The sequence below is a fragment of the Paenibacillus sp. FSL H3-0302 genome (assembly GCF_037982245.1).
Classification (GTDB): Bacteria; Bacillota; Bacilli; order Paenibacillales; family Paenibacillaceae; genus Paenibacillus_AQ; species Paenibacillus_AQ odorifer.
The window spans coordinates 6,467,708-6,485,988 of the sequence record NZ_CP150284.1 but is presented as its reverse complement, the minus strand read 5'-3'; the positions used below and the strand labels follow the sequence as shown (position 1 = coordinate 6,485,988).

Here is an 18,281-nt window from a genome sequence, read left to right as displayed (position 1 = left end):
CTCAAATTGTGTTCTAGCAGTTGCTGCAAATTCATATCTATAAGAATCACCAGTGATTCACGGAAGGAGCCATAGAGATGAAAGATTTCCGCTACTTGCGAAGAAACAAGACAACGCGCTGGCACTCGCGTCCCCTTGCTCCCCGGCGCAGGCGACTCATCCCCGTCGCCTGGCTCGCAGCGCCTTTCCTGGCGGCGCTGCTGATTCCGCTGGCGGTTGTCCCGCTACACCGGGGACAACCGGCGCCTGTGGCCGTGCCGACGGTCACGGCCCCTCCGGCGGCGCCGGAGACGGCTGCGCAGGAAGCGCCGCAGCCGGACGTCTCTGTCTATTTGTCGCACAGCGGACAAATAGAGACATTGCCGCTGGAGGACTACGTCCGCGGCGTGCTTGCGGCCGAGATGCCGGCCGACTTTGAGCTTGAAGCGCTCAAAGCGCAGGCCGTAGCTGCCCGCACCTTTATCATGCGCCGCCTGGTGGCTGGCGACAGAAGCGGCGTACCCGTTCCGGAGGCGGATGTAACCGATACGGTAAGCCATCAGGCTTACATATCTAAGGACACGCTGGAACGGCAATGGAAGCTCGGCGGAAGAAGCGCCGACCTCGCAAAGCTGCAGCGCGCGGTCCTTGAGACGCGCGGAGTGATCATGACTTATAAAGGGCAGCCGATAACGGCCTCCTTTTTCGCCTCCAGTGGAGGATATACTGAGAACTCAGAAGAGTATTGGAATGCAGCGATTCCCTATCTGCGCAGCGTGACGAGTCCTTGGGAGAAAGAGATTACCCCAAACTATGCAGTGACTAACACCTTTACTGTTGCTGAAATACTTACTAGATTGGGTCTAAACGATAAAGTCATTCCAGCCTCCAAAGAAACTACCAATTCAGGAACTACAACTAAGATTTCATCATCTTCGAGATTACCTATGGAAGTGTTGTCTCTTACCACTGGACATCGGATTAAAGAGGTCTCAATTGGAGGCTCTATATTTACTGGACGTGAAGTGAGAGAGAAGCTGGGCCTACGATCCAGCCAATTCAGTTGGAGTCGTAAGGGAAATAAGATCTTAATCACGACCTTCGGAAATGGGCATGGAGTAGGGATGAGCCAGTGGGGGGCAAATGGGATGGCTAAAGAGGGTGGAACTGCTACCCAAATTCTCAAACACTATTATAGTGGTATCTCATTTACACAAATCTCAACTCTTCTGAAAAAATAACTTGAAAGATACGTATAAAAGAGAAAACCCCGGTAACACTGGTTACTGAGGTGATAACCATATGAATGAACAAGACAAAAACAAAACAAACCAAGATGAATCTCTCAAAAAAACTCAGGGAGATTTACCTGGCGCAAAACCTTCTTCATGGAACAGACTGGTATCTAAACGTTGGGTATTCCCAGCAGTCTACACGGCGGCAGCGGCAATTATACTAACCTTGGTGTGGGTCTATCAGGATGCCGGCCAGAAGCCGCTCAACCAGGACACCGCCGCCACTTCGCAGCAAGTAGGAACTTCCGCTAACGAAGCTGGTACAACAACCGGAGGTCCAGATGCACTTGAAGTTGTTGCTTCAACGGAAAGTATGACTTGGCCAGTAGCTAATCCAGGTGAAGTAGAAGTAGTTAAGCCGTATTATGATGAGAATGGTACAGAGGACAATCACGTTGCCGCTATGGTGCAATATAACGACAAATTTATTCCTAATGTCGGAATCGATATTGCCCGTGAAGACAACAATACGTTCGATGTTAAAGCAGCGCTCAGCGGTGAAGTGACCAGAGTGGAAGATGTTGCGGTATTAGGTAAAGTGATTGAAATTACCCATCAGGGTAATTTGAAGACTGTATACCAAAGTCTTGGTGAAACAAAAGTTAAACAAGGCGATGTAGTGAAGCAAGGAGATACTCTTGCCACAGCTGGTCGCAGTGAGATCGAAAAGGACCTTGGAAATCATGTACACTTTGAAGTGTACGAAGATGGCAAAGTAGTCAATCCATCGGATTTACTGCCACAGCGATAAAAATTTCTATAGCAGGGGGCGAAAGCCCCCTATTTTTTTGTGTATATAAGGATTTTTAAGGTTGTGTTTGTGATGAGCCTTTTGTTTACGCGGGAAACGGTTGTTGTTCTAAAGGAAGAACGACGGCTTTTCATCATGCTAATAACACGGGTTATTAGGTTGTCCATTAAATAAAATGAGCCCTCCATAGCTTGTCATGTCTTGAAAGCGCGAATATATAAGCCCGCCCCTCATATAATGTACCAAACTATCCACAGTTGGGAGGCGGGAGCGTGCACGATTACATCAAGGAACGTACGATCAAAATCGGACGCTGCATCGTGGAAACCAGGCATACGGTCCGGACCATAGCCAAGGAATTTGGCGTTTCAAAGAGCACGGTGCATAAAGATTTAACTGAGCGTCTGCCAGAGATCAACCCTGATCTGGCCGATCAGGTGAAGCACATTCTCGAATATCACAAGTCCATCCGACATCTTCGGGGGGGAGAAGCCACAAAAATCAAATATAAAAAATCGACGGGGAAAAAACGTGAGGTTGCTGTAGCATCAAAGCCATGAGATTTTCGGAAATTTAAGGAAATATTCAGCTTTAATACATTGTGTACTTCCCCTAAAGTATGGTATTTTTAAATTTAGTACTAACTGCTGTTTTTTCAATTAAAATAACACTTTGGGGGCTCTTTCATTATGTTTAGCAAGGATATCGGAATCGACCTCGGCACGGCCAATGTGCTCATACATGTTAAGGGAAGGGGAGTCGTTCTGGATGAACCTTCCGTGGTCACACTTGAAAGTGATACGAAGAGAGTCCTTGCGGTGGGAGAACAGGCACGTCGCATGGTTGGACGTACACCTGGAAATATTATAACAATCCGTCCTCTCCGGGATGGTGTCATTGCAGATTTTGAAATCACAGAAATGATGCTCAAGTATTTTATCGACCGCGTTGGCGGCCGGTCCTGGTACGCACGGCCCCGTATTCTGATTTGCGCCCCTACAAATATTACATCTGTGGAACAGAAGTCCATACGGGAAGCGGCAGAGCGGAGCGGGGCTAAGGAAGTTTTTATGGAGGAAGAGCCAAAAGCCGCTGCAATCGGAGCGGGAATGGATATTTATCAGCCTAGTGGGAACATGGTCGTCGATATCGGTGGCGGAACGACGGATGTAGCCGTACTTTCTATGGGCGACGTCGTTACCGCTTCTTCGATTAAAGTCGCAGGAGACAAGTTCGATGAGGCCATTTTAAGATATATTAAACAAAAGTATAAGCTGTTAATCGGTGAACGTACGGCAGAGGATATTAAGGTTACAATTGGCACCGTGCGTCCAGGCCTGATGCAGGCTGAAATGGATATTCGTGGTCGTGATATGGTAAGTGGACTCCCTCAGACGCTCACTATTACTTCAGGCGAGGTAAAAGAAGCACTATGGGATCCGGTTTCTTCTATTGTGGCAGCTGCTAAGTCCGTTCTGGAACGTACACCGCCTGAGCTATCCGCAGATATTATTGACCGGGGTGTTGTTCTAACTGGTGGTGGCGCTTTACTTAATGGATTGGACGAGCTCCTCTCAGAAGAATTACATGTTCCGGTGTGGATAGCGGAAGACCCGATGCATTGTGTAGTTAAGGGAACCGGAATAATGCTAGATAATTTGGACAAGGTCGTTAAGAAAAAGTTCTAAGCAGCCGATATAAAAGGTAGCAAAAGATTCGGAAGGGGACTACCTTCATGATAAGAGGATTATATACAGCCGCTGCAGGTATGGTTACACAGCAGCGTAGACATGATACGGCAACACAGAACATCGCTAACTTGAATACAACGGGGTACAAGCAGGTTGACAGTGTCAATCATGCTTTTCCGGATGTACTGATCTCTGCTATGAGTAATGGCAATACAAAGCCAGTGGGGCGCCTTAACACTGGGGTTTTTGCAGAACAATCGATATCCCAATATTTACAGGGTGATTTAAGGGAGAGCGGCAAGACCATGGATTTTGCTTTATCTACGGATTTGCAAGTAGCTGATCCAGTGACAGGTCAAAATATCTCCTTTGATGGTTCAGGCAAATATGTAAGCCCTGAGGGTGAGGTTGTTTATCGTCCACAGGCCTTCTTTACTGTACAGGATGCTGAAGGGAATAATCTGTATACGCGAAATGGGAGCTTCTCAATAAACGCGGCTACAGGAGAGGTACTGAGCAGTGGTGGCTTCAAGGTTCTTGATTCCACAGGCAAGCCCCTTGTCTTGACAGGAAATCAGGACACCCTTAAAGTGGACGGGCAGGGTAATTTGCTTAATCCAGTAACAGGACTTCCGACAGGGACCAAGCTTGGTGTGAGTGTAGTAACAAAGCCACAGGAGCTTGTACGTGACGGTAATGGTGTATTTCACGCTGATGATGTAGAGGCGGCAGATATCCGTTTCTCTAACGGAACAGATAACATGCAAGTACGCCAAGGTTACCTGGAAAGCTCCAATGTAGATCCTACTCAGGTTACTGTGGATTTGAATGCCGCCTATCGGGCTTATGAAGCGAACCAGAAGATTGTTCAATATTATGATGGCAGCTTGCAGAAGGCTGTAAGTGAAGTTGGCAGGGTATAGGCAGTGCTTAGGAATGAGCTTTACAGGTAGAGCTTATAGGAGGTTTGATCTATGAACAACTCAACGATTAGTGCAGCAGTCTCCATGTCGAGCCTTCAGCAGCGGCTTGATATTATAGCGGATAATCTAGCCAACATGGATACCAATGGTTATAAGAGCAAGCAGGGCTCTTTTGAGGACGTGCTGACTCGTGTACAACAGCAATCAGATGATTATGACCAACCGGGCCGTTCTACACCCCTAGGCTTTAATATGGGTTTTGGGACTTATGTGCCTTCGATCTCAACGAATTGGGAAGAGGGACCCCTTAAAGAAACAGGGAGTCCGACCGACTTAGCCATTCAGGGCAACGGGCTTTTTGGTGTTCAGGTCAATGGTACTACAGCGTATACACGTCAGGGTGATTTTCACTTTATTCCTGACACGACTGATGCTAAAAAGATGGTATTGGTTGATAACACAGGAAACTCGGTTTTAAATACAGAGGGCAAACCTCTAACGGTTCCTGTAGGTGTGAATGCTGCTATCGATGAATCTGGTCGTGTGTTAACAAAAAAGACGGAGAATGGACCTGTTCAGGTAGCGGGTACTATAATGATAGTAGAACCTAAGACACAGAATGCCTTAAAGGCTGTCGACGGGAATTTCTATATGCTTGCAGATGGGGTTACAGCACAGCAGGCTTTTGTACAAAGAGCGGCAGGCGAGGCATCTGGAATTGGAGTGCGCTCAGGATGGCTGGAGCAGTCGAATGTCGATATGACCTCAGAAATGACAGAAATGATGCAGATTCAACGCACGTATCAACTCGTAGCTCGGGCACTTTCGTCCAGTGATCAGATGTTTGGTCTAGCCAATAACATGCGCGCGTAGAGGTGAAGGAATGGATCGACAGGAAAAAGTTAAATCGGAAGAGAAGAAAGAACCCTCTCCACGAGGGATCTCCAAATGGACCATGATACAATGGGTTCTTATTCCCTTGCTTCTCGTAGCTGCACTTGGAGGCGGCCTGGCCGTCGGTTACGTTGTCCTGGGTAAGAAAGAGTTAAGCGATGCTCTGCAGTGGAGTACGTGGAGACATGTATATGATTTGGTTTTTGCTCCATAAATGAAGATGATTTAACCACTCCCTTGTTATATAAGGGAGTTTTCTTTTTTATGCTGAAAAATGTATAATGGTGGGGGGCCTCGGGCAGCAAAAAGGGCCCTCTCCGCCATGCTGCCGCATCCGGTGGAGAAAGCCCCTTATCTCAACCTCCACTTCTGCAGTTGGTGAAGGATAAATATAGTTTTTACCGAACCTGCCTAATTTTATGCATTTCGGCAAAGAATAAAAGAAAATGTGCAACATCCGAAAGGAGTTTTGTCATAATGCTGGATATCAACCAAATTCAAGAAATCATCCCCCATCGGCCTCCATTTCTGCTGGTGGACAAAATTATCGAGATTGAAATGGGCAAAAAAGCTGTAGGAATCAAAAATGTAACGATCAATGAACCGTTCTTTGTAGGTCACTTTCCGGGCTATCCGGTAATGCCGGGTGTACTGATTACAGAAGCCCTTGCACAAGTGGGTGCGGTTGCTATCCTGGGAGTAGAAGCTAATCGCGGCCGAATCGGTTTTTTAGCTGGGCTGGACGGATTCCGTTTCCGTGGTCAAGTGGTACCGGGCGATACACTTACTCTTGAAGTAGAGATCACCCGCCTTAAGGGCAGCATCGGAAAAGGACAAGCTACTGCTTCCGTTGAAGGTAAGGTTGTAGCCTCTGGAGAAATTATGTTTGCTCTGAGCTAAATATTTTATTTTTCTATAAATATATCTAAAGGAGAGATTCATATGACTCAATTAAGTGCGAAAGCGGCAGACACATTATCCCGCTGGTTGCAGGACCCTTCTGTTGACGAGGCTACAAAGGCAGAGCTTCGCGCTCTGGAGAATGAGCCACAGGAGCTTGAAGAGCGTTTTTACAGAGACTTAGAGTTTGGTACAGGCGGCTTGCGTGGGGTTATTGGTGCGGGCAGCAATCGTATCAATCGTTATACTGTTGGCAGAGCTACACAAGGCTTCGCTAATTATATTCTAGAAAAGCATACTGGAGAAGGCAGACCTTCGGTTGTTATCGCGCATGACTCTCGTCGCTTCTCGCCTGAATTCACACTTGAGGCTGCTCTTGTACTGGCTGCTAATGGCATCGAGGCGCATTTGTTTACCTCCCTTCGATCAACACCACAGCTATCATTCAGCGTGCGTTATTTGAAAGCAACAGGTGGTATTGTAATCACCGCGAGCCATAACCCTCCTGAATACAATGGTTATAAGGTCTATAATTCGGAAGGCGGACAGCTTGTACCACACGAAGCCGAAAAGGTCATTTCTTACATACTAGAGGTTGACACTTTTGATGGTGTAAAGCGGATTTCGCAAGAAGAAGCTGAAGCTCAAGGGCTGTTGCACTGGCTAGGAGAGAAGGATGACGAAGCGTTTACCGATACTGTTGCTGCGGTCAGTCTTGCAAGTGAAGAGATTGCCTCTACGCTTGGAAAAGACTTCAAAATCGTATACACTCCGCTTCATGGTACAGGTAATTTGCCAGTCCGCCGTGTACTTGAGAAAATCGGGTTCACCCAGGTACATGTTGTACCTGAGCAAGAACAGCCGGATTCTGAATTCTCTACAGTGAAATCGCCGAACCCGGAGGAGCGTGAAGCTTTTACGCTGGCTATGAAGCTGGGCGAAGAGTTGAATGCTGACCTTTTGATTGGTACAGATCCTGATGCAGACCGTATGGGTGCGGTAGTTCGCGACAATGAAGGTAAATTTGTTGTTCTGTCCGGCAATCAATCCGGAGCACTGATGATTCATTACTATTTGAGTCGTTTGCAGGAACAAGGAAAGCTGCCTAGCAATGGTGCGGTTGTAAAGACTATCGTTACTAGCGAAATGGGGGCTGCTGTAGCTTCTCATTATGGTGCAACTGTATTTAATACGCTGACTGGCTTCAAATATATTGGAGAAAAGATGACCCAGTTCGAACAATCCGGAGAATACACATATCTTTTCGGATATGAAGAAAGCTATGGTTATCTTGCAGGCAATTATGCTCGTGATAAGGATGCTGTTCTTGCTGCTATGCTTATCGCTGAAGCGGGTGCTTATTATAAAGCTCAAGGCAAAACATTATATGATGTTCTTCAGGAATTGTACAAGCAGTTCGGATACTTCTTGGAAAGCTTGGAGTCCCGTACGCTGAAAGGCAAAGATGGCGTTGCGCAAATTCAAGGAATCATGAATGATTGGCGTTCTAATGCACCACAAGAAATTGCTGGATCTGCCGTAACAGAAATTCAGGATTATTCCCTGGGCTTAAATGGACTGCCGAAGGAAAATGTACTGAAGTATTTGCTGGCTGACGGATCTTGGTTCTGCCTGCGCCCTTCCGGCACAGAGCCTAAGATTAAAGTTTATTTTGCAGTAGTGGGTGACTCCCTGCAGAATGCTAAGGATAAGGTTGCTGCACTGTCGAAACAGGTTATGGCTCGCGTTGACGGGGGACAATAATAAATATAGAGTGCTTTCTATATTGTGAATTATATTTTACGTAGAAACGGGTACCGTCTCTAAAAGGATGACGATCCGTTTCTACTTTTGTTAAAAGAGTTTTTAAAGCGAAAGAGGAGGTACTTTTGGTGCGGCAAAAATGGCAACGTTGGAATATTACTTCCCGAAAGTGGCTGTGGATCATAGTTGTGGTTGGCGTTATAGCAGCCTTGCCTGTGGTCTATGATCGACTGCAGACGGAGAAGTCTTCCAAGACAGTAGAATTTGTATTTGATTATCGTGATCTGGTTGATGTAGCCAGCTATCGTGCAAATCCACAAGATTATATTTCCGAACAGTTAGATCGCCTTAAAGACGCTGGTGTACAGAGCATGGCGATTTACGAAAGCACATTGGAAGATTACCGTAAGGCGCGTCGTCTAATGATATGGGGTGCGGCTGATATAGCTAATCTTACGGACACGATCATACCTGAAAATGAAAACTATACCTATATTCTGTTTACCAGTGCTGATTACAGCGATACTTTAGCGCCTGTAATTAAAGAAGCATTTAGTAATCTTGGGATTAATTCAAGAGACTGGAGTTTCCGCGGACAGCAGGGGCTTATCATCGAGACCCCGCTAGAAGACGCTACATTGAAGCCGCTGCAGCCCGATCCATTTACACTGGACATGCTGCATAACAAGGGATTCAGTATTGTACCTCGTCTTGTGGATTCTCTGACTTATAATGAAGCCACGGTAAAGAAGCTGTTGGATCGTTATGAGGAATTGGGTGTTAAACGGATTCTATTTGAAGGTGAGTCTGTTAAAGGGTTTAATGATGATGCCGATACTGGCAGTATCACTGACTTTGCTAATCTCCTTAAGGAACGTGGAATGGGGATTGCAGCAATTGAGAATATTAAAAAACAGCAAAAGGGCTTTAACAGACTCGCTTATTTGCTGGATTATAATGTGACACGTTTATATTCCCTTAGTGAGGGAGATTCTGCCTTAGATCCAAAAGTAATTTCGGACCGTTTCGCTCTGGCAACAAAGGATCGGAATATCCGCATGATCTACTTAAACACGATTCCTGCAAGAAATACTGCTAAGGCACAGGTTACAGATACATTAGATAACCTTATTACCAGCCTAAGCGAACCAGGCGGAGCAGTTGAGCAGATTAAAGACAATGGATTTAAACTGGGACAAGCTACGGCATTTGAGGTTGTAGATTCCTCTTATCAACGTTACTTTAAGCTAGTTGCGGTGGTTGGAGCAGTGTCTTTAGTGGCTCTGCTGGTCTCTTACTTCATTCCACAGCTCACGCTTGCTGCCTGGGTGTTAGGTCTGATTGGAAGTGCAGGCCTGATGCTAGTGAAGCCTGAAATGTTTGAACAAGCGCTCGCGCTTGCCGCTGCGATAAGTGCACCAACGCTTGCCGTTGTGCTTGCCATTCGTAAGGTTAATGAAATGGGGCCACCTCTACGGAGCAATCCCCTTACCTATAAGGCTATGAGCCCGCAACGCCGGTTTACACATAGCTTAGTGCTTTATTTTAAGACTTCACTGATCTCTTTGAGCGCTGTGCCGTTTATGATAGCACTGCTTAATAATGTAACTTATAGCCTGGTTCTCAACCAGTTCCGTGGTGTCAGTCTGCTTCATATGGCGCCTATCGGTCTTGTGGCACTTTACGTGCTTTTGTATCGTGGGGATTTTGTCTTTAACAAGACAGGTAAGCTACTGCGGACACCAATCACATTTGCGATGATTATCATTGCCTTTGTTTTGGCGGTTGTTGGCTATTATTACATGACCCGTACAGGTAACGGTGGCAGTGTGAGTCCGTTGGAAATGGTTTTACGTACATTCTTGGAAAATACGGTTGGCGTTCGACCGCGTAATAAAGAGTTTTTGCTAGCGCATCCGTTATTAATTCTTGGCGCATTCTTGGCCTTTAGATATCGGAATGCAGCGTTTATCATGATTATTGCTGTAATCGGTCAGCTCTCGATGGTAGATACCTTTGCTCATATTCACTCGCCAGTTCTGATCTCGCTCATTCGTGGCTTGCTCGGTCTTGGATTAGGACTGATTATTGGTGTGATTGCCGTAATCGTATGGCAAATTGCAGAAGGGTGTTGGAAACGATGGTCGCCACTCCTAAAAAGATAGTTATTTCCGGTTATTACGGTTTCCATAACAGCGGGGATGAGGCGGTACTGCAATCTATATTGATTGCACTGCAACAACATGCTCAAGCTGCAGGTATAGAGATCGAACCCATTGTCTTGTCCATCGATCCTGAGTGGACTAGCGCCACATATGGAGTGAAATCTGTGCACCGGATGAAGCTGGTTGAAGTCCGTCAAGCTATTTATGAGAGTTCTGGTCTGATTAGCGGTGGAGGCAGCTTGCTGCAAGATGTAACAGGAAGCAAGAGTATTCCTTACTATTTAGGTATTATTAAGCTTGCGCAGTGGATGGGTAAACCGACCTTTATTTATGCTCAAGGTATCGGACCTGTGAATCGTAAGCTTTTCCACCCATTAATCAAATCAGTGTTTCGCAAATGTACTTATATCTCTGTGCGGGATGAACAATCCCGCGAGCTTTTACTTTCTATGGGATTAGAACAGAAGAACATAGAGGTTGTTCCTGACCCGGTGATGGGCTTATCTTTACCTGAAGAGACTGATGCTGCTGAATTACCAGAGTCTTCAGATTCACTTCCGGTAGTAGGTATTTCGGTACGTTATTGGGAACAAGATCGCAAGGAGCTGGACGCTCTTGCTCAAGGCTTGATTAAGGCGAATCTTGAAAAACCATTGCATTTAAGATTCCTTCCGTTTCATCTTCCATCTGATATTGAAGCCTCACGTTATGTGATGGAGAAGCTGGAAGAAAATATAAGCCAGCATGGGGGGCAGGTCAGTATTTGTGAAGATGCCAGTCATCCGCAACACATGCTGCGGGAAGTAGGGCAATGTGAAGTGCTGATCGGAATGCGTCTTCATAGCCTGATTTATGCCGCAGGGCGGCGAGTTCCGCTGATTGGTATCTCTTATGATCCGAAAATTGATCATTTTCTAGACAGAGTTCGGTGTCAGCCTGTGGGCACGACCCAATCATTAGATGCTGGACAAGTTGCTGCTGAGATAGGCCATCTTTTGGAAACAGCAGAGGGATGGAGAAATGAGAGGGAGACGATCCTCTCCTCGTTGATTCAAGAAGCAGGGGCTCCAGCACGGCAAATCGTAGAATATTTCCACCATAAAGGATGATCTAAAGTGAAAGCAGAAAGCGCGGTACCTACAGTTCCTATTTTTGGGATTAGAGTCTCCAAGGTTGATATGGCAGCAACTGTTGCATATTTGACAGAGGCGGTTCATACCCGTATCCCGCATCAAGTGATTACAGCTAATCCGATTATGGTTATGGCTGCTTTGGAAGATCCAGCTTATATGGAGATAATGAAGTCAGCTGAATTAGTTGTCCCAGATGGAACCGGTGTGGTATGGGCTGCTAATTATTGTAAGGAGCCTGTAACCGAACGGGTAGCTGGTTTTGACCTGTTACATGAATTGATGCAACAGGGTGAAAGATATGGATGGAAGGTATATCTCCTTGGTTCTACACCTGAGGTGATTCAGGAAACCGCTGAAAGGTTACAATTGCAATATCCGCGTGTTATTATTGCAGGATATCATGACGGTTATTTTGGTCCGGAATCGGATGATGAGATTATTGCTGGAATTGTTAAAACCAATCCTGACTTATTATTTGTGGCCAGAGGCGCGGATAGTCAGGAACCATGGATTGCAAAACACAAATCCAAGTTAGGTGTTCCGATCATGATGGGGGTCGGCGGCAGCTTTGATGTAATTTCTGGCAAGAGCAAGAGAGCACCAAAAGTTTTCCAAAAAATGAGAATTGAATGGTTGTACCGTTTATTAAAAGAGCCTACGCGGTACAAAAGAATGCTTGCGTTGCCGAAATTCGCATTAAAAGTGGTGCGTGAGAAAGATAAAGTAACAAAAGTCTAGTCAAATGCCGATATTCACCTAGAAAATCAGATGAATAGCCTAAAAAAGGGATTGGAATTTGTTTTTGTAACAGCGTATAATTCAATGCGGTAGAGAAATGGGGGTCGACTGATCAAATGTTAATCATATACATCGCTGGATTTATCGTATGCATGGGACTCGCACTTGGCCTCACACCTTTGGTGAAGAAATTCGCCATTAAGATTGGTGCGACAGATGTGCCGAATGCTCGTAAAGTGCACACGAAAATTATGCCCCGCCTTGGCGGATTAGCTATTTTTCTGGCGTTTGTGTTAGGCCTGCTTGCCGTATTGCCGATTATTCCATATGAGTTCACTCCGCGGGAGGCCAACTTCATCAAAGCGCTGCTGTGTGGCGGCGGACTGATTGTACTTATCGGAGGTTTGGATGACCGATTTGAATTATCAGCAAAGTTGAAGCTGCTGGGCCAAATTGTCGCAGCATGTATTGTAGTTTTCGGTTTTGGTATTACTGTAGATTTTGTGAATATTCCATTTAACAATACGTATTCTTCGTTGGAAAGCTGGATTGCTATCCCGCTTACGATTTTCTGGATTGTTGGTGTCACCAATGCTGTTAACCTGATTGACGGGTTGGACGGGCTTGCTGCTGGTGTATCAGGGATTGCGATTGCTACGATTGCGGTAATGGCTTTCTTGATGGGTAACACGATGGTTGCCATGTTATGCCTGTTGCTTCTGGGTAGCATAATCGGATTCTTGTTCTTCAACTTCCATCCCGCCAAGATTTTTATGGGGGATACGGGATCGCTGTTCTTAGGCTTCTGCTTAGCTTTACTTGCTTTGCTAGGGTTTAAACAGATTGCCGTGGTTTCGTTTATTACACCTTTGCTTATTATTGGTGTACCGTTGTCAGACACGTTCTTTGCGATCGTGCGCCGTAAGCTGCAGAAGAAACCAATCTTTGCACCAGACAAAGGTCACTTGCATCATTGCCTTCGCGAGCTAGGCTTTAGTCATCGTCAGACTGTGCTCATTATTTATGGTATTGCTGCATTTTTTGGAGTTTTAGCTGTTATTCAATCCTCTGCCGCTCTTTACGAGGCGAACTGGGTTACCTTCGTAGTCATCTGCATCATGCTCTTCTTCTTGCAGATCGGTGCGGAAGTTACAGGTTTGATCGGTAAGACTAAACGTCCGCTGATTGATTTCTTTTTAAGAATTCGTATGAAGGCTAATCCGGAAAGAGGTTCCAAATCTTAATTTATTAATGGTATTATTCTAATATTTTCTATAACTAACAAAACTCATCCCTTTTCGGATGAGTTTTTTGTTGTTTTCCCTAAAAATATCGCTTCCTATGACCGATAAAGAACAAAGTGAAGGTTTACGAGAATTTATACTCAAAGGAGAGATATAACACATGCAACGCTTTAAGAGACCGTTCGTTTGGCTGATGCTGGCGGCTTTGATCGTTTCTATGTTCCCAGGTAAATACACGCCCATAGCGGCAGCGGCTACCACGAGCTCCACGACTTTCTTCAGTCCGGATGATCTCACATTACGTAATACTGTTCTGTTGAAACAGGATGTTGTAGCAACAACAGCTAATCCTAATCCTGAGGGACTTATTGACCGTTCTAGTGTTTACAAAGTAAGTAGCCCTACCTTTTCAATTACAGGAACCTACTCTCAGGTAACATCTTCCACGATGAAGGTTACTGTAGAGCAGCTTACAAAAGATAGTCAATCTAATAAATGGGTAACAGATGCTACTCACCTGACTACGGGAGCGGTAACAACAGATACCAATAGCCCGGATAACCGTTTTGTAGCATCTGGTCTTGTTTTGTATACAGGGTTTAATAAGGTGACCTTTTCTGGTATGCAAGGGAATCTCCAACGTTCAGAATCATTTTATGTTCTTTACGATAAAGTTCCCTATGTAACAGAATTAAAAGTTTTGGGTGGTCCTTCTGCGCTTAATTTAAATGAAGGAACACAAGTTGTTGTACCAGTATCTACAGTTACTCTTCAAGGTAAAGTAACGAATGCCACTAAAGTCAGTGTCTCCGTGAATGGAGGAACTGCATTACAAACTTCCCTATTGGAAGACGGAACATTTTTCACCCCCGCTCTGAACTTGAGTCCGGGATTAAGTACGCTTAAGATTGTTATTCAAAATGCTTCGGATTCAATAACAATAGACAGATCCGTATATTTCTTTGATAAGGATCAACCGTACGCTTCTTTGAACATCAACCACGACAATGCGGACTATAATATCTTAAATGATAATGTGCCTACGTTGACTGCTGATTTGACTCCAAGTGTTGCAGGTTTTACTGGACAGATCTTAGTTCCATATAACGTGGCTCCGTTTGCAACAAATGCTGTGCTAACTCTTAATAAAGGTAATAGTTCCGAAAAAGTTGTAACGATTAGTGCTGTGACAGAAGAATTAACAATTCCTGGTCCTGATGGCGTTACGCCAACGTATAAATTGGTTAAATTTAAGACTGCAGCTGATTTAGAAATCTTGGCGGGTGTAAATGACTTTAAATTGTCTGTAGATTATGGCAGCCACAGCAGTTCTCATCTTTATTCATATAAATTTTTGAAAAATGAGACTGTTATAACAGAAATGTACTACCTTCCTGGATATACAGGCTCAGGTGATCTTACCAATATCTCTAAATTGCCTTTAAATGGCCAACAGTTAGAGACGGATAGTTTCTATATAATGGCGAAGACAAATAGATCAACAACCCCAGCAGATATAACTGCAAACTATTTGCCTTTGAGTAATAAACCACTATCCATAGATTATGTAACTGCAGGCACAGGAACGAATGAATATATTTATAAAATATCAGGGTTCTCTAATGGTCAACAAAAGGTACAATTCCGTTATAAAGGATCAGAATCCTTCTATAATGCTGATATTTCATATGTATCGAAAAACTATATATATGTAAGTAATCTGCAAGATGGTCAGACCTACGAATTCGATTCCAGTGTAGAAAGAAAACTTAATGTCGCTGGGGAATATATCGGGTTCGAAAATATAGAAAATGCACAAGTGCAAATTAACGGTACAGACAGTAACTCATTATCTAGCAATCCTTTTAAGCTTGAAGTAGAAAAAAACTCAACAGTAAATAAAACAACTTTTAATTTCACTGTGACAATCAGTCAGACGGGACCACTGGTATACGGTGAGAATAAAATCGTGTTTACTGGAGTCTCAAGAGATAATGCTGGTAACCAACGTATTATCAAAAAAGAACTTAAAATTTACATCATTGATACCAACATTTCTGGGGTAAAACAATTCCATCCTACTTTAGGGGATAATCGTTTACCTTTTACAACTACAACCCTTTCTAATGAAGTCGAGCGTAATGCCATGCTGGCATTGCCGGCTGAGATTGTATATAAGGATGAAAAATATACAACAAGCAAAGATAAATTCGACTTGGTACTACAAGGTAGTGGTGCTACAACGCTGAATCTTTATCAGGGCTCTACTCTGGTGTTTACTTCGACGGGGCAGGATAAGCTGCTAATTGACGGTACGGAATCCGCTGGACCTATTGGTCCTAAACGTTATCCTGATGAAGTGGCTGCAAATGGTTTGTATTATGACTACATTGGCAGTGCTAAAAACTTTATTTTAAGATTACGTGACATTAAATTTGATGCTCCAGGAAGTCAAGTTTATACCCTAGAGCTTATTAACAAAACAGGAGCAAGAACTACACAACGTCTTGAAGTAGTGCGGGAAGTTGCTCCATATCGTCTTCTGTCACCTGTAGCGACGGTAGGTGAGCAAATTGTTGTTAACAAAAACTTTGTTCGTTTTGATATTGAGGCTGAAGGTGCCACTAAAGTAATAATTGGCAAAGAAGAAGCAATTAAACGTACGGATTTGCCAAATCAAGATCGCTTCACCTATGATTATGTGGGCTTAAAAGCAGACAAATCGAATCCCATTAAGATACAAGTGGTTCGTGCTAACTCCACAATAAGCGATACTATAAATGTGTATTATGCTAGTGCAGTGCAGATTGATACACAATATATGGCGGAGAAGGTAGCTACGAAGTATAGTGTCTTTAATAAAACCTTGGAATTGAACTTCCCTAAAGGCACGATTATGAAGGGATATACTAGCTCTGGTGCTGCAAAATATTATCCTAATACAAAACTGTTGTTTGGTATTGCGGATCCCGCTGATGGCGTTGTTGAACGTAAGAATGATTACGGGAACATTATCAACGTAACGGGTAGTGACGACAGAACCGAAGGCGGGGGCGGGCAGCTTGTGATTCCACAAGATCTTGCGCTGCGCTTTACATCAACCGTCTCTACTAATAACTTTTCGAGAGTATCGGATATCTATTGGCTTAGTGGTGGTCTAGGAAATGATGGCGTTAATCTTGAGACCAACGGGGTTACCCCGCATTTCGTGGATGCCAGTGGAAAGACTGGATATTTTACACAGTATAGTCAAACAAGAAAAATCGTACCTTCCCAACGTGGTGAATTGACGCTTACTTTCAACTCCAGCATTGTGGATGAAGTGGGATCGACTATTACAGTATTCCGATATACAGATTCAGGTAAGTGGGAGAACTTGGGCGGTGTCGTAGATACGAAGAAACATACCATCACCGTTCCATTCGATGAATTTGGTTATTACACTGTTATGAAGCTGCGCCGTGGTTTTGTTGATATTACGAATCATCCATGGGGCAGAAATATAATGAATGGATTGTATTCCAAAGGATTTATGACTAATCTTCGAGCAGATGCATTTGGGGCGGATGATTTGACCACTCGTGGTGAATTTGCTACATTGTTGGTGAAATCATTAAGTATTCCTTTGAACTATGATGCTAATAAACAAACCTTCTTTGATATTGTGCCAGAAGCCGTCGCGGCCACATGGGATTTCAAACACATTGAGACAGCTGCTAGGGCAGGTATTGTTACAGGCCTCAGTGATGGCTTCTTTGGGCCTGATCAAGCCTTAACACGTGAACAAGCCGCAGTAATGATAGCTAGGGCGTTGAAACTCAAGATGTCGTTGAATGACAGTAAACTGTTGGCAAGCTTAAGCAAATCATTTGTTGATACAAGCAACATGGATTTCTACTCACGTCCTGCAATTGAAGCTATATCTAAAGCTAAGATTATGGAAGGAAGTGCTGTGACCGTTACAGGCCAAAAGAAGCCCGTCTATAACTTTAACCCGAAGGGTAAGTTGACTAGAGCAGAGGCTGGTAAGATTACTGTGGCACTCTTACAGAAGAGTACAAGCATCTTCCCTAAGAACTTTAACTAAAGAATAAAAAAAGTGCTCCGGCCTGCGAAAAGTATTCGCAGGTCGGAGTTTTGATGTAAAGATAACAATTACCAGCGACATAAATTTTGTAATCTGCACCGATTTACGATACAATAATGTAGAAAATATTATTTTCTGAAAGGTGAAAGCCATCGATGAAACCGATTTTATCAAAAGCACAGCTGGATTACATGAAAGCCAAGAATATGTTTGAGAATAGAGCAAAAGTGTTGGAAAAGGAAATTGCAGCTAAACGCGCATTACAGGAGATTACTCAGGAGGTCATGGAAGAGCTTGTACAAGCAACAGGATTCCACGATTCATACAACGAGCTTGTTGTTGCTGAGAACGCTCTGATCGAATGGTCTCATACTACAATCAAGCATGAGAAGAGCTACCGCGAGAACCGCGCAGCTATTGATGCAATGTATGACAATGTGAACTCGAGTCCTGAGAAGCGTCAGGAATTGATCCAATTATCTATGAAGATTCGTTAGAAACAATGTAATAGAAGCAAGCGTCGGCAACGGCGCTTTTTTTGTTTTTTGTAGGAATGTTTAAATTAATAGTACAAGTGTTAATGATTCTTAGTAAATATTGCATAATGACGTTTAGAAAGCGACTATGATATACTATTTTCCGTAGGCACCCATGATTAACAATAGTTAGTAGATCATACATATGTATCTTCTAATGGGATCACACCGGAAAATATAA

15 protein-coding genes are annotated in these 18,281 nt (G+C 44.1%); all 15 read left to right on the top strand.

The features are described 5' to 3' along the window. The first annotated feature begins 77 nt into the window (after nt 1–77). The 15 genes from spoIID (at nt 78) to MHH50_RS28800 (ending at nt 18,061) form a co-directional block, all read left to right on the top strand. A complete protein-coding gene (spoIID, locus tag MHH50_RS28870; RefSeq protein ID WP_076179796.1) occupies nt 78–1,220 on the top strand; it encodes a stage II sporulation protein D in 1,143 nt (380 codons plus the stop codon). A 61-nt stretch (nt 1,221–1,281) separates the two neighbouring features. Further along, nucleotides 1,282–2,025, top strand: a complete 744-nt coding sequence (locus MHH50_RS28865) for a M23 family metallopeptidase (protein ID WP_076123922.1) — start codon at nt 1,282–1,284, stop codon at nt 2,023–2,025. A 272-nt stretch (nt 2,026–2,297) separates the two neighbouring features. Continuing rightward, nucleotides 2,298–2,585 carry a sporulation transcriptional regulator SpoIIID gene (gene spoIIID, locus MHH50_RS28860; RefSeq protein ID WP_036681548.1) on the top strand — a complete coding sequence of 96 codons (288 nt, stop codon included), beginning with the start codon at nt 2,298–2,300 and terminating at the stop codon, nt 2,583–2,585. A 129-nt stretch (nt 2,586–2,714) separates the two neighbouring features. Then, on the top strand, nt 2,715–3,713 hold the full coding sequence (locus tag MHH50_RS28855; protein ID WP_036681546.1) for a rod shape-determining protein: 999 nt from the start codon (nt 2,715–2,717) through the stop codon (nt 3,711–3,713). A gap of 47 nt (nt 3,714–3,760) precedes the next feature. Beyond that, nucleotides 3,761–4,639, top strand: a complete 879-nt coding sequence (locus MHH50_RS28850; protein ID WP_038573634.1) for a flagellar hook-basal body protein — start codon at nt 3,761–3,763, stop codon at nt 4,637–4,639. 51 nt (nt 4,640–4,690) lie between these two features. Beyond that, the gene (locus MHH50_RS28845) at nt 4,691–5,512 is read left to right on the top strand and encodes a flagellar hook-basal body protein (RefSeq protein WP_076099680.1); all 822 of its coding nucleotides are present in this window, start codon (nt 4,691–4,693) and stop codon (nt 5,510–5,512) included. A 10-nt stretch (nt 5,513–5,522) separates the two neighbouring features. Beyond that, nucleotides 5,523–5,747: a DNA-directed RNA polymerase subunit beta gene (locus MHH50_RS28840; RefSeq protein ID WP_036681538.1), complete on the top strand. Its 225-nt coding sequence runs from the start codon at nt 5,523–5,525 to the stop codon at nt 5,745–5,747. A 263-nt stretch (nt 5,748–6,010) separates the two neighbouring features. After that, nucleotides 6,011–6,433 (top strand): 3-hydroxyacyl-ACP dehydratase FabZ, encoded by a 423-nt coding sequence (fabZ, locus tag MHH50_RS28835; RefSeq protein WP_036681536.1) that lies wholly within the window; start codon nt 6,011–6,013, stop codon nt 6,431–6,433. 42 nt (nt 6,434–6,475) lie between these two features. Next, nucleotides 6,476–8,197, top strand: a complete 1,722-nt coding sequence (locus MHH50_RS28830; protein WP_076219973.1) for a phospho-sugar mutase — start codon at nt 6,476–6,478, stop codon at nt 8,195–8,197. Between the two features lie 128 nt (nt 8,198–8,325). Further along, the gene (locus MHH50_RS28825; RefSeq protein ID WP_076219972.1) at nt 8,326–10,362 is read left to right on the top strand and encodes a DUF5693 family protein; all 2,037 of its coding nucleotides are present in this window, start codon (nt 8,326–8,328) and stop codon (nt 10,360–10,362) included. Continuing rightward, the gene (gene csaB / locus MHH50_RS28820) at nt 10,338–11,471 is read left to right on the top strand and encodes a polysaccharide pyruvyl transferase CsaB (protein ID WP_076279125.1); all 1,134 of its coding nucleotides are present in this window, start codon (nt 10,338–10,340) and stop codon (nt 11,469–11,471) included. The genes MHH50_RS28825 and csaB overlap by 25 nt, the downstream gene beginning before the upstream one ends. Before the next feature lie 6 nt (nt 11,472–11,477). Then, nucleotides 11,478–12,233 (top strand): WecB/TagA/CpsF family glycosyltransferase, encoded by a 756-nt coding sequence (locus MHH50_RS28815; RefSeq protein WP_036681526.1) that lies wholly within the window; start codon nt 11,478–11,480, stop codon nt 12,231–12,233. 116 nt (nt 12,234–12,349) lie between these two features. Further along, nucleotides 12,350–13,477 (top strand): MraY family glycosyltransferase, encoded by a 1,128-nt coding sequence (locus tag MHH50_RS28810; protein WP_036681523.1) that lies wholly within the window; start codon nt 12,350–12,352, stop codon nt 13,475–13,477. A gap of 160 nt (nt 13,478–13,637) precedes the next feature. Next, complete coding sequence (locus MHH50_RS28805) at nt 13,638–17,564, top strand: S-layer homology domain-containing protein (protein WP_036681521.1); 3,927 nt, start codon at nt 13,638–13,640, stop codon at nt 17,562–17,564. Between the two features lie 155 nt (nt 17,565–17,719). Then, entirely contained in the window at nt 17,720–18,061 is a 342-nt protein-coding gene (locus MHH50_RS28800) for a hypothetical protein (RefSeq protein WP_076201899.1), read from the top strand. Nucleotides 18,062–18,281: the final 220 nt, after the last annotated feature.

What these genes read in the sequence shown, in the direction of transcription:
- spoIID (WP_076179796.1), top strand. Translation starts at nt 78, where the DNA reads ATGAAAGATTTCCGCTACTTGCGAAGAAACAAGACAACGCGCTGGCAC.
- MHH50_RS28865 (WP_076123922.1), top strand. Translation starts at nt 1,282, where the DNA reads ATGAATGAACAAGACAAAAACAAAACAAACCAAGATGAATCTCTCAAA.
- MHH50_RS28855 (WP_036681546.1), top strand. Translation starts at nt 2,715, where the DNA reads ATGTTTAGCAAGGATATCGGAATCGACCTCGGCACGGCCAATGTGCTC.
- MHH50_RS28850 (WP_038573634.1), top strand. Translation starts at nt 3,761, where the DNA reads ATGATAAGAGGATTATATACAGCCGCTGCAGGTATGGTTACACAGCAG.
- MHH50_RS28845 (WP_076099680.1), top strand. Translation starts at nt 4,691, where the DNA reads ATGAACAACTCAACGATTAGTGCAGCAGTCTCCATGTCGAGCCTTCAG.
- MHH50_RS28840 (WP_036681538.1), top strand. Translation starts at nt 5,523, where the DNA reads ATGGATCGACAGGAAAAAGTTAAATCGGAAGAGAAGAAAGAACCCTCT.
- fabZ (WP_036681536.1), top strand. Translation starts at nt 6,011, where the DNA reads ATGCTGGATATCAACCAAATTCAAGAAATCATCCCCCATCGGCCTCCA.
- MHH50_RS28830 (WP_076219973.1), top strand. Translation starts at nt 6,476, where the DNA reads ATGACTCAATTAAGTGCGAAAGCGGCAGACACATTATCCCGCTGGTTG.
- csaB (WP_076279125.1), top strand. Translation starts at nt 10,338, where the DNA reads ATGGTCGCCACTCCTAAAAAGATAGTTATTTCCGGTTATTACGGTTTC.
- MHH50_RS28810 (WP_036681523.1), top strand. Translation starts at nt 12,350, where the DNA reads ATGTTAATCATATACATCGCTGGATTTATCGTATGCATGGGACTCGCA.
- MHH50_RS28805 (WP_036681521.1), top strand. Translation starts at nt 13,638, where the DNA reads ATGCAACGCTTTAAGAGACCGTTCGTTTGGCTGATGCTGGCGGCTTTG.
- MHH50_RS28800 (WP_076201899.1), top strand. Translation starts at nt 17,720, where the DNA reads ATGAAACCGATTTTATCAAAAGCACAGCTGGATTACATGAAAGCCAAG.